Origin of the sequence: Streptomyces sp. NPDC050564 (assembly GCF_044457265.1) — a bacterium.
Taxonomy (GTDB): Bacteria; Actinomycetota; Actinomycetes; order Streptomycetales; family Streptomycetaceae; genus Streptomyces.
Map to the genome: position 1 here is coordinate 107,979 of NZ_JBITGS010000011.1, position 15,706 is coordinate 123,684.

The 15,706-nt window shown below is 69.9% G+C and carries 12 protein-coding genes and 5 tRNA genes; 3 read left to right on the plus strand and 14 right to left on the minus strand.

Going from position 1 to position 15,706, the window contains the following annotated elements:
- Positions 1 to 40: 40 nt before the first annotated feature.
- The 3 genes from ACIBK0_RS19205 to leuC form a co-directional block, all read right to left on the minus strand.
- Positions 41 to 271, minus strand: a complete 231-nt coding sequence (locus ACIBK0_RS19205; RefSeq protein WP_189188943.1) for a hypothetical protein — start codon at positions 269 to 271, stop codon at positions 41 to 43.
- A gap of 301 nt (positions 272 to 572) precedes the next feature.
- Positions 573 to 1,166, minus strand: a complete 594-nt coding sequence (leuD, locus tag ACIBK0_RS19210; RefSeq protein ID WP_399081142.1) for a 3-isopropylmalate dehydratase small subunit — start codon at positions 1,164 to 1,166, stop codon at positions 573 to 575.
- A 5-nt stretch (positions 1,167 to 1,171) separates the two neighbouring features.
- A complete protein-coding gene (leuC, locus tag ACIBK0_RS19215; protein ID WP_399081144.1) occupies positions 1,172 to 2,596 on the minus strand; it encodes a 3-isopropylmalate dehydratase large subunit in 1,425 nt (474 codons plus the stop codon).
- Positions 2,597 to 2,787: 191 nt separating this feature from the next.
- Here leuC and ndgR point away from each other — a divergent pair, with 191 nt between their 5' ends.
- Positions 2,788 to 3,504, plus strand: coding sequence for an IclR family transcriptional regulator NdgR (gene ndgR, locus ACIBK0_RS19220; RefSeq protein WP_007384919.1), 717 nt, complete (start codon positions 2,788 to 2,790; stop codon positions 3,502 to 3,504).
- A gap of 69 nt (positions 3,505 to 3,573) precedes the next feature.
- Here the strand turns inward: ndgR and ACIBK0_RS19225 are convergent, their stop codons facing one another.
- Positions 3,574 to 4,092 carry a DUF4188 domain-containing protein gene (locus ACIBK0_RS19225; protein WP_399081147.1) on the minus strand — a complete coding sequence of 173 codons (519 nt, stop codon included), beginning with the start codon at positions 4,090 to 4,092 and terminating at the stop codon, positions 3,574 to 3,576.
- Between the two features lie 109 nt (positions 4,093 to 4,201).
- On the opposite strand from ACIBK0_RS19225, the gene ACIBK0_RS19230 reads away from it, so the two are divergent.
- On the plus strand, positions 4,202 to 4,846 hold the full coding sequence (locus ACIBK0_RS19230; protein WP_399081149.1) for a MerR family transcriptional regulator: 645 nt from the start codon (positions 4,202 to 4,204) through the stop codon (positions 4,844 to 4,846).
- A 53-nt stretch (positions 4,847 to 4,899) separates the two neighbouring features.
- Here ACIBK0_RS19230 and ACIBK0_RS19235 read toward each other — a convergent pair.
- From ACIBK0_RS19235 to ACIBK0_RS19280, 10 genes are all read right to left on the minus strand, one after another.
- Positions 4,900 to 4,972, minus strand: a tRNA-Glu gene (locus ACIBK0_RS19235).
- Between the two features lie 28 nt (positions 4,973 to 5,000).
- Positions 5,001 to 5,072, minus strand: a tRNA-Gln gene (locus ACIBK0_RS19240).
- 21 nt (positions 5,073 to 5,093) lie between these two features.
- Positions 5,094 to 5,166, minus strand: a tRNA-Glu gene (locus ACIBK0_RS19245).
- 62 nt (positions 5,167 to 5,228) lie between these two features.
- Positions 5,229 to 5,301 (minus strand) — tRNA-Glu (locus ACIBK0_RS19250).
- Between the two features lie 42 nt (positions 5,302 to 5,343).
- Positions 5,344 to 5,415: transfer RNA gene (locus tag ACIBK0_RS19255), tRNA-Gln, on the minus strand.
- A gap of 91 nt (positions 5,416 to 5,506) precedes the next feature.
- Positions 5,507 to 6,241 (minus strand): HAD family hydrolase, encoded by a 735-nt coding sequence (locus tag ACIBK0_RS19260; RefSeq protein WP_399081151.1) that lies wholly within the window; start codon positions 6,239 to 6,241, stop codon positions 5,507 to 5,509.
- A 36-nt stretch (positions 6,242 to 6,277) separates the two neighbouring features.
- Complete coding sequence (locus ACIBK0_RS19265; RefSeq protein ID WP_399081153.1) at positions 6,278 to 8,515, minus strand: FlgD immunoglobulin-like domain containing protein; 2,238 nt, start codon at positions 8,513 to 8,515, stop codon at positions 6,278 to 6,280.
- Positions 8,516 to 8,710: 195 nt separating this feature from the next.
- A complete protein-coding gene (gene gltX / locus ACIBK0_RS19270; protein WP_399081155.1) occupies positions 8,711 to 10,186 on the minus strand; it encodes a glutamate--tRNA ligase in 1,476 nt (491 codons plus the stop codon).
- Positions 10,179 to 10,955 (minus strand): fumarylacetoacetate hydrolase family protein, encoded by a 777-nt coding sequence (locus ACIBK0_RS19275; RefSeq protein ID WP_399081157.1) that lies wholly within the window; start codon positions 10,953 to 10,955, stop codon positions 10,179 to 10,181. Before ACIBK0_RS19275 ends, gltX begins: the two co-directional genes overlap by 8 nt.
- 120 nt (positions 10,956 to 11,075) lie before the next feature.
- Positions 11,076 to 11,264 carry a hypothetical protein gene (locus ACIBK0_RS19280; protein WP_399081159.1) on the minus strand — a complete coding sequence of 63 codons (189 nt, stop codon included), beginning with the start codon at positions 11,262 to 11,264 and terminating at the stop codon, positions 11,076 to 11,078.
- A gap of 598 nt (positions 11,265 to 11,862) precedes the next feature.
- Here ACIBK0_RS19280 and ACIBK0_RS19285 point away from each other — a divergent pair.
- Positions 11,863 to 15,705, plus strand: coding sequence for a nitrate- and nitrite sensing domain-containing protein (locus tag ACIBK0_RS19285; protein WP_399081161.1), 3,843 nt, complete (start codon positions 11,863 to 11,865; stop codon positions 15,703 to 15,705).
- Position 15,706: the final 1 nt, after the last annotated feature.

Genomic DNA, 15,706 nt, shown 5'->3' on the forward strand with positions numbered 1-15,706 from the left:
ACCCTTGTGCCGCAACGAACTCGGGCTGTAGCGGAGTTCCTCAGCGTTCCTCTTCGAGGAATCGACCCTCGTCGAGGTCGTTGATGAACCGCTCCAGCCGCCTTGTCGCATCGGCGAGATCGTGCTTGGCCACGGCCGTAATGACCAGCAGCTTCCGGGTCAGCGCCATCCGTACGCCCTCCGGGACTTGCAGTGCGCGCACTCTTGTGTGCGCTTCCTTGAGTTGGGCCGCGACTGCCACGTAGAGCTCGAGTTGGCCGTCGTGTTCCATGCACAGATTGTGCCATCTGGGGCGAGTTGTCGCCTGCGCAGGGGGTAACTGCCGTCCCCGGAGGGGGTTCCGGGGACCTCGGCACGTCACGGGACCAAGGGGCGCGTACCCAGGCAACCACCTTTGTAACTAGGGGAGTTGGAGCCCTCAAAGGCGGCGCGCCGGAGCCGTCCGAGGGCAGACACAGCTGTACCCCCAACCGTCCACGATTGGGGGTACAGAGGGGTGTTGCGGTGGCCGAAATCAGCCTTGCGTGAGCCGCGAATCAGGCGATCGACCGGATGTGCGTCCGGCCCGCGCCTCAGACGTGCAGCGTCTTCGGCTTGTACGACGGCCGCTTGGCCTCGTACGCCGCGATGTCGGCCGCGTTCTGGAGGGTGATGGAGATGTCGTCCAAGCCGTTCAGCAGCCGCCAGCGGGCGTTCTCGTCGAGTTCGAAGGCGGCGGTGATGCCCTCGGCGCGCACCTCACGGGCCTCCAGGTCGACCGTGATCTCGGCCTCGGGGTCCTGCTCGGTGAGCTCCCACAGCGCGTCCACGATCTTCTGCTCCAGAACCACCGTGAGCAGGCCGTTCTTGAGTGAGTTGCCGCGGAAGATGTCAGCGAAGCGGGAGGAGATGACGGCCTTGAAACCGTAGTTCTGGAGCGCCCAGACGGCGTGCTCGCGCGAGGAGCCCGTACCGAAGTCGGGACCGGCGACCAGAACCGTGGCGCCCTTGCGCTCGGGCTGGTTGAGGATGAAGGACGAGTCCTTGCGCCAGGCCTCGAACAGCCCGTCCTCGAAACCGTCCCTGGTCACCTTCTTGAGCCAGTGGGCGGGGATGATCTGGTCGGTGTCGACGTTGCTGCGGCGCAGCGGGACGGCCCGGCCGGTGTGCGTGGTGAATGCTTCCATGACTCTCAGACTCCAGCGGGCACAGGGGCGTCGGACAGGTCGGCGGGCGAGGCCAGATGGCCCAGCACGGCGGTCGCGGCGGCGACCTGCGGCGAGACCAGGTGCGTACGGCCGCCCTTGCCCTGCCTGCCCTCGAAGTTGCGGTTGGAGGTGGACGCGGAGCGCTCACCGGGGGCCAGCTGGTCGGGGTTCATGCCCAGACACATCGAGCAGCCCGCGTGCCGCCATTCGGCGCCGGCTTCCTTGAAGACGACGTCCAGACCCTCGGAGACGGCCTGCAGACCGACCCGCGCGGAGCCGGGGACCACCAGCATCCGTACGCCGTCGGCGACTTTGCGGCCCTCGACGAGCGCGGCGGCCGCACGCAGGTCCTCGATACGGCCGTTGGTGCACGAACCTACGAAGACGGTGTCGACCTTGATGTCGCGCAGCGGCTGTCCGGCGGTCAACCCCATGTATTCCAGGGCCTTTTCGGCGGCCAGGCGCTCCGAAGCGTCTTCGTACGAAGCCGGGTCGGGGACGGACGCCGAAAGCGGCGCGCCCTGGCCCGGGTTGGTGCCCCAGGTGACGAACGGCGACAGGGAGGCGGCGTCGATGACGACCTCCTCGTCGAATTCCGCGTCGTCGTCCGACTTCAGCGTCTTCCAGTACGCGACGGCGGCGTCCCAGTCCTCGCCCTCGGGGGCGTGCGCACGGCCCTTGAGGTACGCGAAGGTGGTCTCGTCGGGGGCGATCATGCCCGCGCGGGCGCCGGCCTCGATCGACATGTTGCAGATGGTCATCCGGGCCTCCATCGAGAGCTTCTCGATGGCGGAACCGCGGTACTCCAGGATGTAGCCCTGGCCGCCGCCCGTGCCGATCTTCGCGATGATCGCCAGGATCAGGTCCTTGGCCGTGACGCCCTCGGGCAGTTCGCCGTCGACCGTGATGGCCATGGTCTTGGGGCGGGCCAGCGGCAGCGTCTGGGTGGCCAGCACGTGCTCGACCTGCGAGGTGCCGATGCCGAAGGCCAGCGCGCCGAAGGCGCCGTGCGTGGAGGTGTGGGAGTCACCGCAGACCACGGTGGTGCCCGGCTGGGTCAGGCCCAGCTGCGGCCCCACCACGTGGACGACGCCCTGCTCGACGTCGCCCAGCGAGTGCAGCCGTACACCGAACTCGGCGCAGTTCTTGCGCAGCGTCTCCAGCTGGGCCCGGGAGACCGGGTCCGCGATGGGCTTGTCGATGTCGAGGGTCGGGGTGTTGTGATCCTCGGTGGCGATGGTGAGGTCGAGACGGCGCACGGGACGCCCCGCCTGACGGAGACCGTCGAAGGCCTGCGGGCTGGTCACCTCGTGCAGCAGGTGCAGATCGATGAAGAGGAGGTCAGGCTCGCCCTCGGCGCGCCGGACGACGTGGTCGTCCCAGACCTTCTCCGCGAGTGTCCTACCCATCGCTTTCCCTCCGGCCGGCCTGTGTGGCGCCGGCCCAACTAGAGATTTCCGGGGCGGCAAACGTTCGTACCCCTCGTACCGGACGTCGTCCGCCGGGCCCGTTGGTCCGCGGGCCGCTGTGTCTACAAGGGTGGCGCGTTCCACGGAAAATTGAACTTGCGTTTCACAGAGTGAGACGCGAGTATCGTTGCATGGACAACAGTAGCGGCGTCGGCGTTCTGGACAAGGCAGCCCTTGTCCTGAGCGCTCTGGAGTCCGGTCCGGCCACCCTCGCGGGCCTGGTCGCGGCGACCGGACTGGCACGACCCACGGCACATCGCCTCGCCGTGGCACTTGAACACCACCGCATGGTGGCGCGTGACATGCAGGGCCGTTTCATTCTCGGCCCCCGCCTCGCCGAGCTGGCCGCGGCCGCCGGCGAGGACCGCCTCCTCGCGACGGCGGGCCCGGTGCTGACGCACCTGCGTGACATCACGGGCGAGAGCGCACAGCTCTACCGCCGCCAGGGCGACATGCGCATCTGCGTCGCGGCGGCCGAGCGCCTGTCGGGCCTTCGGGACACCGTCCCGGTCGGCTCCACGCTCACCATGAAGGCCGGCTCCTCGGCGCAGATCCTGATGGCCTGGGAGGAGCCGGAGCGCCTGCACCGCGGCCTCCAGGGAGCCCGCTTCACCGCCACCGCGCTCTCCGGCGTACGACGCCGGGGCTGGGCCCAGTCCATCGGTGAGCGCGAGCCGGGCGTCGCGTCCGTCTCCGCACCGGTCCGCGGTCCCTCGAACCGCGTCGTGGCGGCCGTCTCGGTCTCCGGACCGATCGAGCGTCTGACGCGCCACCCCGGCCGTATGCACGCCCAGGCGGTCATCGACGCCGCCGCCCGTCTCTCCGAGGCCCTGCGCCGCACCGGCTGACTGTTCCCGTCGACGAAGGGGCCTGCCTCAACGCCGCGGCAGGCCCCTTCGCTCCCCCGATCCCCCCAGTCACCCGGCTTTTTCGGCACCCTCCGCCGACCGGTATGCGAACCGGTCCTTGGCCCGCCGGCCCCGCTTCTCCAGCGGCACCTGACCGTGCGCCGCGGCGAGCCCGAAGGCCGGCATGTGGGCGTAGATCGACTCGTACGCGCCCTCCGGCACGGCATAGCTCTCGTGCCACCGCCCGACGTGTGCGCGCATCTTTCCGGCCCGCTCCTGGCGGTTGATGTTCGCCCACGCCTTGTGGTGGAGCATGTCGGGCGAGCTCGCGTACGCGTAGAGCTTCTCCTTGGACTCCCAGTACTGGACGACGTAGTACGTCCGCGGGGACGCCGTCAGCAGCACGTGGCCGAGCAGTCCGCGGCTCTTGTCCTTCTCCAGTTCGCGCAGCATGCGCGGCATCGCGAGGAGCACCGGCAGCCAGTGGTGCACGGCCCAGAAGTGGTTGATGCGCATGCCGATCAGCAGCACGACCGCGTCACCCTCGACTGCGGCGGTGGTGTGGCCCGGTATCGGTTTCGCGAACATGGCGATCTCCCGGATCTCCGATCGGATACCAGCACTATCCTTCTGAACAATGATTGGATAGTGACACTTCCCAAGGAGCGGCGCAAGCCCCCGAAGAGAGGCGCGAGAGATGCGGCTGGCCGAGTTGAGCGAGCGCAGCGGTGTGTCCGTCGCGACGATCAAGTACTACCTGCGCGAAGGGCTGTTGACGCCCGGCCGCCAGGTCAACTCGACCACGGCCGAGTACGACGAGGAGCATCTGCGCCGGCTGCGGCTGGTGCGCGCGATGATCCAGGTCGGCCGGGTGCCGGTGGCGACGGTCCGCGAAGTGCTCGGGCATGTGGACGACGACTCCCTGGGCCGCGCGATCCGCCTGGGCACGGCGGTGTGGGCGCTGCCGCAGGTACCGGAGCCGGACGAGGAGGACGAATACGTCCAGGCCGCACACCAGGAGGCCACCACGCTCCTGGACCGGCTCGGCTGGGAGAACGCCAAGCGGCTCACGGCCGTCTCCCCCGCGTACCGCTCGCTGGTGGTGACCGTGGCCGCGTTCCGCCGGCTCGGCTACGACTGGGGTGCCGAACGGCTGGCGCCGTACGCCGAGTTGATGCACCGGACGGCGGTCCTCGACCTGGACAACATGGAGACGCATCCGTCGCAGGCGGAGCAGATCGAGTTCGCGGTCCTGGGGGCGATCCTCAACGAGCCGGTACTGCAGGCGCTGCACCGGCTGGCCCAGGAGGAGGAGTCGACGCGGCGGTACGGCTTCGAGTAGCCGGCGCCGGGCACGACGAAGGCCCTCCACCGAAGTGGAGGGCCTTCTTGTTGTACCCCCGACCGGATTCGAACCGGCGCTACCGCCTTGAGAGGGCGGCGTGCTAGGCCGCTACACAACGGGGGCGTGGATCTTGCGTTTCCGCAGACCCGAGCTGGTCTACCAGGACTCGAACCTAGACTAACTGAACCAGAATCAGTCGTGCTGCCAATTACACCATAGACCAATATGGTTTAGACCAACCGCGTACCCCCGACCGGATTCGAACCGGCGCTACCGCCTTGAGAGGGCGGCGTGCTAGGCCGCTACACAACGGGGGCCCTAGCGATCCTGCATGAGAGTCAGCGGGTGCGACCCGGACTGTCTCCCTGGGAAGGATCTGTACCCCCGACCGGATTCGAACCGGCGCTACTGCCTTGAGAGGGCAGCGTGCTAGGCCGCTACACAACGGGGGCGTTGCGGAGTTGATCTCCGCGGTTGCAGATGAGCTCTGCGAGCTGGCCTACCAGGACTCGAACCTAGACTAACTGAACCAGAATCAGTCGTGCTGCCAATTACACCATAGGCCACTGAAACGCAATCCCCCGTGGGGATCTTGTTTTAGCTTGCGCCTCCGGTTCCCGGCCTTTCGGCCCGCTCTCCGGCGGCGCAGGAAGAACATTACCCGAAGGTGGACGGCGCTCCAAAACGACTATCCGCGCCGAGGATCGCGGGGAGTTCGGCCAGCGACGCGATCCGGCGCGGGCCGACCGGTCCGGGCTCGTCGGCGGTGTGAGCGCCGCCACGGTCTATCCAGAAGGAGAGCAGACCCGCGTCGGCGGCGCCGCGCCCGTCGATCTCCGGGTGATCGCCGACGTACGCGACCTGGTGCGGGAGCAGGCCGAGGGCGTCGCAAGCGGCGTGGAAGGCCTCCGCCGCGGGCTTGGAGACGCCGAGCTCGGCCGCGCACAGGACGGCCTCGAAGCGGTCGCGTACGCCGAGGACGCTGAGCTTGCCCTCCTGGACCAGGAGGCTGGAATTGGACAGCACGGCGTGTCGGTGGCTGGCCGCGAGGGCGTCCAGGGCGGGCAGTACGTCCGGAAAGAGGGTCCAGGCGGCTTCGTAGTGCGCGACGTACCGGTCGAACCACGCGTCGGCCTCCGCGTCGTTCAGCGGCTCGTCCAGGAACACCCTGACGCGCTGCCGGCGCTGGCCCTGCCAGTCCGTCTCCCCCGCCGAGAACCTCGCCCACTGGACATCGGTGATCCGCCGCCAGATCGCGAGGGCCTGTTCGACGGACTCGTACCCGTCGAGCAGGCCCTCGGCCGCCAAGTGCCCGCGCATCCCGGCCCGGTCCGCGGCCGTGTAGTCGAAGATCGTGTCGTCGATGTCCCAGACCACGGCCCTGATGCTCATGAACCGACCGTATCTCGGGCGTGGCGGGCGTGTCGTTCAGTTCACGGTTGTCGTTCCGGTCAGGGTCAGGTCGGGCCCTTGGCCGTCGCGCGGCGCGGCGGTGAGCTTCCAGGTGTACGTGCCGCGCGGCACATAGGTCCCGGAGTCGTTCTGGGCGTTCCAGGAGGCGCGGACCGCGGCGGCGGTGGAAGCGCCGGTCAGGGTGCGCACGACGCCGCCCGCCGTGTTGCTCAGGGTCAGCGTCCAGGCCGACGGCTTGTTCAGCTGCCACACGGGCCGCCACGGGTTGGAGGCGCTGGAGCCGCCTGGTTGGGGGTCGGTCTGCGCCTCCGTCTGCGCGAGCGGCGAGGTGGGGACACCCGCGGTGACGATCGCCACTTGGCCCTGCCGCGTCAGGTGGGCGACATTGCCGCCGAAGCGGTCGACGGCCCAGCGCCCGGTGTTGCCGCCGTTGTTCTGGTCCGCGGTGGGCAGCACGGCGATGGTCCGGGTGGTCGCCGTACCGGTGTGGAAGTCGGTGAGCAGCAGCTCGTGCGTGGTGCGGTTCTCGCGGATCAGATAGCCATCGGCGAGGCGGCCCTGCCCGGCCGGGACCGTGATGGCGCGGCCGGCCCCGCGGTCGTAGACGCCGGCGGGGCCGGCCGAGCCGCAGGACCAGTACAGCCAGGTGTTGACGGCCTGGATCTCGGTGGGCGTGCAGGGGGCACCGGTGTCGACGGTGGCGACGTTCTTCTTGGCCTTCAGGTCGTACGCGACCACGCTGCCCTGGGTGCCGCCGGGAATCCACAGGCGCTGGCCCCAGATCGCGGCGGCGGTCCGGGTACGGTCGAGCGCGGTCCCGCCGGCTGCGCCACGCGGGAAGTCGGCGACCTTCTGGCTGCCGGGGGTGCCGCCGTTGTACAGGACGTAGCGCCCGGAGCCGGTGCCCAGGCGGCCGGCCGAGTCCCCGGTGGGCTCGGTGGCGATGGTGCTCGTGTCGAGCCCGACGACGTTCACGGACTCCTGGCCGTTTGCGTCGGTCCACAGGTACGCGATCCTGCCGTCACCCAGCGCCTCGAGCTGGGGGCACGCGGCGTCGCCGGTGAGGCAGGTCGTGGGCTGCAGTGTGGGGCTGCGGCGGGTCTGCAGGCCGGTGGGCCTGCCCGTGGTGTCGAGCGGGATGCCGTAGAAGCCGTGGATGCCGCCGGCGTGCGTGGTGTTGCCGTACATCAGCAGCTCGCCCCCGGCGAGCGCGAGGCCGTCCACCCCGGCCTGCCAGGCGGGTACGTCGAGCACCTTCTGTGCGGTGGTCGCGCCGTCCTCGGTGGGGGTGACCCGGTAGACGTGCCAGTCGACGCTCGACGGTCCGGCCGTGACGAGGGCGCCACCGTCCGGGGTGGCCATGAAGGCGCCCTTGGCGTTGGCGAGGGCCGTGCGCGTCGTGTTGGTGGTGAGCGAGACCGCCGTGAGCTCGGGGGTGGCGCCGCCGGGCAGGAACGAGGCGTTGCCGGTGAGCAGTTGGTCGCCGATGACGGCCTGGGCCTCGCCGAGGTATGTCGCGGTGATAGTGGTGGGCTCGGTGCCGGGGGCGGAGTCCACCCGTATCGACTTGTTGCCGTTGACGAGCCAACGGTCGTTGAAGACGACGCGCGGCTCGCTGCCGACGTTCGTCAGGTAGGTGCGGAAGGTGCCGTCCGCGAGGTCGACCAGGCCCACGGAGGTGGCACCGTCCAGGGTGTAGCCGACGGCCAGGCGCCGGACGGATCCGCCGGTGACGTAGATGCCGTTGGGCTGGGCGCCCGAGGGGAGTCCGGTCACCGGGAGGTCCGAGGTGGTGCCTTCGGCGGCCGCGCGCAGGACGTGCAGGGCGCCCGCGGTGTCCTGGGTCAGCACGCTCCAGCCCGAAGCGGCCCGGTACGTCTGGCCCGCCGGGATCGTGACGGTGGCGCTCGCGCCGGTGGAGCGGTGCTGCTGTGCGACGGTCGTGCCCGACCTGGTGCTGATGACGTCGGTGCCGGTGGCTAGGTCGTCCGGGCCCGCGTGCGACGGCGGGGTGACACCCGGGTAGTCGACCTCGTGGGTCCCGGCCGAACCGCTCTCCGGCAGCCAGTACCGGAATCCGGAAGCTCCCGCCCACCGGTAGCCGACCTCGGTCGGCACCGTCATGCTCAGCTGCGCGGTGGCGACCGGAGTGTCCGCGCCGGGCGCGGCCTGTGCGGGCGTGGTCGGCACGGCGCACGTCAGCGCCACGGCCCCGCCGAGGGCCACTGCGGCAAGTCTTCGTGAACGGGTCACGTTCCCCTCCCCTGAAACATGATGAACACACGCATCATGTGCGCGGAGGACATACAACTTCTGCTGCGGGAGCGGGAGTTCACTGGACGGGTGAACTCAGGGTGACGGCTCGGTGCATACGAAGGGGGCGGCGTCCGAACCGGACGCCGCCCCCGTGCGTACGCCATGCGGGTACGCGCAGTGCTTGCGCTGCGACTACACCGGCAGCTTCGCCAGCGCCGCGTCGATGCGCGCGATCGTCTTCTCCTGGCCCAGGACCTGCAGGGACTCGAACAGCGGCAGACCGACCGTGCGGCCCGTGACCGCGACGCGGACAGGGGCCTGGGCCTTGCCGAGCTTGAGGCCGTGCTCCTCGCCGGCCGCGAGGACGGCGTCCTTCAGCGACTCCGGGCCGGCCCAGTCGGCCTGGAGCAGCTTGGCGCGGGCCGTGCTCAGCAGCTCGGCCGAGCCCTCCTTCATCGCCTTCGACCAGGACGCCTCGTCGTGGACGGGCTCGGCCAGGAACAGGAAGTCCACGTTCTCGGTGATCTCGGAGAGGACCTTCAGACGCGACTGGGCGTGCGGGGCGATCGCCTGCCACTTGGTCTCGTCGAAGTCCTCCGGCGCCCACGGGGCGAACGGGGCCCGCAGCCAGGGGGCGCAGCGCTCCGTGAAGTCCTTCACGTCGAGCAGGCGGATGTGGTCGGCGTTGATCGCCTCGGCCTTCTTCAGGTCGAAGCGGGCCGGGTTCGGGTTCACGTCCGCGACGTCGAAGGCGGCGACCATCTCGTCGATGGAGAAGATGTCGCGGTCCGCCGAGAGCGACCAGCCGAGCAGTGACAGGTAGTTGAGCAGGCCCTCGGGGAGGAAACCGCGCTCCCTGTAGAGGTTGAGCGAGGACTGCGGGTCGCGCTTGGAGAGCTTCTTGTTGCCCTCGCCCATCACGTACGGGAGGTGGCCGAAGACCGGGGTCTCCTTGGCGATGCCCAGCTCGGTCAGCGCCTTGTAGAGGGCGATCTGACGCGGGGTGGAGGAGAGCAGGTCCTCGCCGCGCAGGACGTGGGTGATCTCCATCAGGGCGTCGTCGACCGGGTTGACCAGCGTGTAGAGGGGCGCGCCGTTGGCTCGCACGATCCCGTAGTCCGGGACGTTCTCCGGGAGGTACGTGATCTCGCCGCGGACCAGGTCCGTGAAGGTGATCGTCTCGTCGGGCATGCGGAAGCGGACGATGGGCTCCCGGCCCTCGCCCTCGTAGGCGGCCTTCTGCTCGGCGCTCAGGTCGCGGCAGTGACCGTCGTAGCCGGACGGCTTGCCGGCGGCACGGGCGGCGTCACGGCGGGCGTCGAGCTCCTCCGTCGAGCAGTAGCAGTGGTACGCGTGCCCGGCGTCCAGGAGCTTTCGCGCGACGTCCTGGTAGATGTCCATGCGCTGCGACTGGCGGTAGGGCGCGTGCGGGCCGCCGACCTCGGGGCCCTCGTCCCAGTCGAAGCCCAGCCAGCGCATCGCGTCGAGCAGCTGGTTGTACGACTCCTCGGAGTCGCGGGCCGCGTCGGTGTCCTCGATGCGGAAGACCAGGGTGCCTTCGTTGTGCCGGGCGAACGCCCAGTTGAACAGGGCGGTGCGGACCAGGCCCACGTGGGGGTTGCCGGTCGGGGAGGGACAGAAACGTACGCGGACGTTCGCGTTAGCCACGCTTGATCACCTTGTTGGTGAGAGTGCCGATGCCTTCGATGGTGACGGCGACCTCGTCGCCGACGTTCAGGGGGCCGACCCCGGCCGGGGTGCCCGTGAGGATCACGTCGCCGGGGAGCAGCGTCATGGCCTCGGTGATGTTCACGATCAGATCCTCGATGGAGTGGATCATCTCGCTGGTGCGGCCGAGCTGGCGCTGCTGGCCATTGACCGTGAGCTGGATGGTGAGGTCGCTCGGGTCGAGGTCCGTCTCCACCCAGGGGCCGAGCGGGCAGGAGCTGTCGAAGCCCTTGGCCCGCGCCCACTGCTTCTCGCGCTTCTGGACGTCGCGCGCGGTGATGTCGTTCGCGCAGGTGTAGCCCAGGATCACGTCCTTGACGCGCTCGCGCGGGACCTCGCGGCACATGCGGCCGATGACCACGGCGAGCTCGGCCTCGTGGTGCAGCTCGTTCGAGAAGGACGGGTACTGGATGTCGTCGCCGGGGCCGATCACCGAGGTCGACGGCTTGAAGAAGGCGAACGGGGCGTCGGGCACCTCGTTGCCGAGCTCCTTCGCGTGCTCCGCGTAGTTGCGGCCGAAGGCCACGACCTTGTTCGGGAGCACCGGCGGCAGCAGCCTGACCTTGCTCAGCGGGACCTTCGTACCGGAGAGCTCGAAGTCCGCGAACGGGATGCCCTTGATGATGTCGAGGACGAGCTCGTCCGGCTTGTCGCCCTCGACCGCGCCGAAAGCGACGTTGCCGTCGATGGAGAACCTGGCGATGCGCACGGGATCCTTGCGCCCCTCACTGAGCTGGCTGAAGTCTGACGCTCCAGGCTAACGCGGGGAGGGGTGCGAGCTTCGCGTATATCGACCGGCACGGTGAGCGCGCGGCGCGGTGTGTGCGTACTACTCCGCGACGGAGGCCATGACCGGGGCTTCCATCAGGATGGTCCGGCGAGGGTTGGCGGTCTGGGCGGGGAGGTCGACCGAGTGCTCCGGCTGCTCCTGCGTCTGCAGCTCGTCGGCGTCCTCGAGGTGCGCCAGCGTGGTGCGTCGCGGGTTGGCTATGTTGCGGAACATCATCGTCGTCTTCACTGTTGTACTCGACCTTGTCGTCCTGGGCGCCGGGTGGGCTCAAAGGCCCCGGTGCCCGGCGCGGGTTGTCGGATTCGCCATCCCTGTAAAGCGCCAGGCTAAACATGCAATTCCCTGGCGAAGCCGTGAAGGCGCCATGATCGCTGTGTGAGTTTCCTCACTTACTAGCAGGCAATCCGGTCAATTCAGGCCCTCAACTCGACCCGATGAAACGGACATTGCTCTGCTGAAGCAGACATTCCGCTCCTGATCATGGCGACTGGGACACCCTGCACACCACAACACCTCGTAGGCATACGCCCGTTATGTACGAGATCACTTTCTACGTCTCGTAACGCAGCACTCACAAGCTGTCACGGAGGTCACAGCCTGGTACTCGGGCCTTGTTGGAGATCCGGCACTGTGCTGGAATTCCACGGACCGCCGCGGGATCGAAACCGGCGCGCAGGGGCGCAACGCAGCGCCGAGTGGCGGCGGGAAGGGGGAGCCTGCGCCGGTCACTCACGACCACCAGGGGGCGCATCTGCGCCCCTGTACGACGCCGACACCGTCCCGCCGTTTTCGCGGAGGGGCGCCTGGTCCAGAGGTTGCGACGCTAGTGCAGGGACGTTTCAAGAGGGATGGCAGCGCTTCGGCGGAGCCGGAGCCGCACGGCGGGACCGACCGCGGTTCCTCGCCCCAGCACGCCCAGAACCCGGGACCGGCAGAGGTCGGCAGCGGCGGTGAACACTCCGCTCGCGCCGGCGCCAAGCCCAAGGCTCCCGCCACACCGGCCACGAAGCCGACGGGCCCCACGGGCCCCGGCACGCGAATAGCGCTGCGCAACTGGCGCATTTCGACGCGTCTGGTCTCGCTGCTCGCGCTCCCCGTGGTCGCGGCGACCTCGCTCGGTGCGCTGCGCATCAACGACAACATGGACAGCATTCAGCAGCTGGACAACATGAAGCTGCTGACGGACATGACCCAGCAGGCGACCGAGCTCGCCGCCGCGCTCCAGAAGGAGCGCGACCTGTCCGCGGGTCCCCTCGCGCACGGCGCCACGGCCAACGACTACACGGTCAAGGGCGTCCGCGACGCGACGGACGTCGCCAAGAGGCACTTCCTCGAGGGCACCCAGGAGATCGACGACGCCACCGCGAACGGGCAGCTCTCCGGCGTCCGGGACAGCCTGGTCGGCATCGCGGGCGAGCTGTACAAGCTCAGCAGCATCCGCAAGGAGGCCTACGCCGACCCCAAGAACTCGACGCAGACGGTCGAGGCCTACCACCGCCTCGTCACCCAGCTGCTCGCGCTCTCGCAGGACATGGCCGAGGCGACCAGCAACCCGGAGATGATCCAGCGCACCCGCGCGCTGTCCGCCTTCTCCTCCGCCAAGGAGTACGCCTCCGTCCAGCGGGCCGTCCTCGCCGCCGCGCTGCCGGAGACGAAGGCCACCTTCGGCTCGCTGTCGGAGAACGACCGGCAGTACGCGCTCTCCGCACAGGAGAGCCAGGAATCCGAGATCAGCGGCTTCAAGAACATCTACGGCGACGGCTTCGCCTACCTCCTCAAGCCGATCGAGGGCGGCAACCCGACCATCGAGTCCGCCGACCAGTACGCGAAGCGCGTGCTGGGCAGCCCGGACGGTCTCAAGACGCAGACCAAGCGCTCGTACAAGGACTGGGTCGACGACGACACCTCCAAGATCCAGAACATGTCGACCATCGAGACCACGCTGCTCGGTCAGATGGAGCAGAAGGCGCGTGAGCTGCGCAACGAGTCCGAGAGCGAAGCGATCATCTCGGGTGCGCTGATCCTCCTCGTGCTCGGTGTCTCGCTCGTCGGCGCCTTCGTGGTGGCCCGCTCCATGATCCGTTCGCTGCGCCGCCTGCAGGACACCGCGACCAAGGTCGCCCAGGACCGGCTGCCCGAGCTGGTCAAGCAGCTGTCGGAGTCGGACCCGCAGGACGTCGACACCTCCGTCGAGTCGGTCGGTGTGCACTCCCGGGACGAGATCGGCCAGGTGGCCGCGGCCTTCGACGACGTGCACCGCGAGGCCGTACGACTCGCCGCCGAGCAGGCCCTCCTCCGGGGCAACGTCAACGCGATGTTCACCAACCTCTCGCGCCGCTCCCAGGGTCTTATCCAGCGTCAGCTCTCGCTGATCTCCGAGCTGGAGTCCCGCGAGGCCGACCCGGACCAGCTGTCCTCGCTGTTCAAGCTCGACCACCTCGCGACCCGCATGCGCCGTAACGGCGAGAACCTCCTCGTCCTCGCCGGTGAAGAGCCCGGCCGCCGCTGGACCCGTCCGGTCCCGCTGGTCGACGTGCTCCGTGCCGCCGCCTCCGAGGTGGAGCAGTACGAGCGCATCGAGCTCGCCGCGGTTCCGACCACCGAGGTCGCAGGGCGTGTGGTCAACGACCTCGTGCACCTGCTCGCAGAGCTGCTCGAGAACGCGACCTCCTTCTCCTCGCCGCAGACCAAGGTCAAGGTCACCGGTCACGCGCTGCCCGACGGCCGCGTCCTGATCGAGATCCACGACACCGGTATCGGCCTCTCCCCCGAGGACCTCGCGGCGATCAACGAGCGGCTGGCCTCGCCGCCCACCGTGGACGTCTCCGTCTCCCGCCGCATGGGCCTCTTCGTGGTCGGTCGTCTGTCGCAGCGCCACGGCATCCGCATCCAGCTGCGTCCGTCCGACTCCGGTGGTACGACCGCGCTGGTCATGCTGCCCGTCGACGTCGCCCAGGGCGGTAAAAAGGCTCCGGGCAAGCCGGGCCAGGGCGGTCCGGGCAGCGGTGGTCCGGCCGCCGCGCAGGCCTCGGCCGGTGTCGCCGCGGCCCGTCGCGGAGGCGGTTCGCAGGGCGGTCCCTCGCTCGGTGCCGGTGCTCCCGCAGCCGGCGGTGGCCGCCTCGGCGCCCCGCCGCAGCGCGGACAGGTCGGCGCGGGCCAGGGTCCGCGGGCGGCACTGCCCGGAAGCAACCAGGGCGGCCCCGCGCAGCCGGGCGGCAACCAGGGCAATCGCCCGGGTGCTCCGGGCGGAGCACGTGGACCGCAGGGTCCGGGGAACCCGCAGCAGGGCCGGCCGGCTCCGGCCGGTGCCGGTGCCTTCGGGCAGAGCACGCCGGGTGGCCCGCAGGGTCTCCAGGCCGCCGGGACCGGTACGCCGCAGGGCTTGGGCGACGGACCGGGGGCGGGCCGGAGCGGATCCGGTAACCGTCAGAGCGGCTTCGGTGACAGCGGTCCCACGGCCGCCCCCGCGCAGCAGCAGCCGTCGGGCGGCAAGGGCAGCCGTCGCCGGCCGCAGCTGCCGGGCCGTGGTGGCGCGCGCGCCGAGCTGCCCGGTGCCAACCCGCAGCCCCGTACGCCGAGTTGGAGCGACGACAACGCGCAGCCGCCGGTGCCGCGCACGTCCCTCGACACTCCGCGTGGCCACGAGGAGTCCGAGGCCACCTCGCGCATGCCGCGGATCGACGACCGTCAGGGTCCGGGTGCCACCTCGGAGATCCCCCGGATCGATGACCGCCAGGGTCCCGGCTCGACGTCCGAGTTCGCCCGACCCGACTTCGACGCCCCGCGCCCCGGTGCGGGTGCGCCGCAGAACTTCGGCCAGAACAGCGGCCAGAACACCGGGCAGTTCGTCCGCCCCGACGTGTTCGGCACCTCCAACCCGTCCACCAGCACGGGCCAGTTCGCCACCCCGGGCTACGGCGCCTCTCAGGATCCGTCGTCCACGGGCCAGTTCGCCCGGCCGGGCTACGGCCAGGACCCGTCGTCCACCGGCCAGTTCGCGACGCCCGGGTACGGCAACCGCCAGGACCCGTCGTCCACCGGCCAGTTCGAGCGGCCGCAACAGGGCACCGGCCGGGACAACGCCGACTTTGGCGCTCCCCGGCAGCCGGCCCCGCAGCGTCCGCAGCCGCAGCAGCGGCCCGCCCGTCCGCAGGAGCCCGAGGCGCTGCCGCCGGCGTCGGGCCCCGGTGACGGACGTACGCCGCTGTACGACACCCTGGAGACCAACTGGTTCCACGGTCAGGCGAACGGAGCCCCCGCCAACGGTGCTCACCACAATGGTTCCCAGGGTTCGCCACAGGCCGCGCAGCAGCAGCCGCAGGCTCCCTCGGCTCCGCAGCGGCCGGCTGCCGCACCGGCCCCCGCCGCCCAGGCCTCCTGGCGCAGCTCGCCGAACGACGACCTCGTCCGGCAGGCAGAACGCGTCCGTCAGCCGTCGGCGGGCGGGGTCACCACCTCAGGCCTGCCGCGCCGCGTCCCGCGAGCCAACCTCGTCGCGGGCACGGCACAGCAGCAACAGCACCAAACCGGTCCGCAGGTCTCGCGTGCGCCTGATGACGTACGCGGCCGGCTGACCAATCTCCGTAGGGGCATTCAACAAGGTCGACAGGCCGCTCCCAACGGCCAGACCGGCAGCTTCCCCAGCCCCACTCACCAGCAGGAGCGTTAGT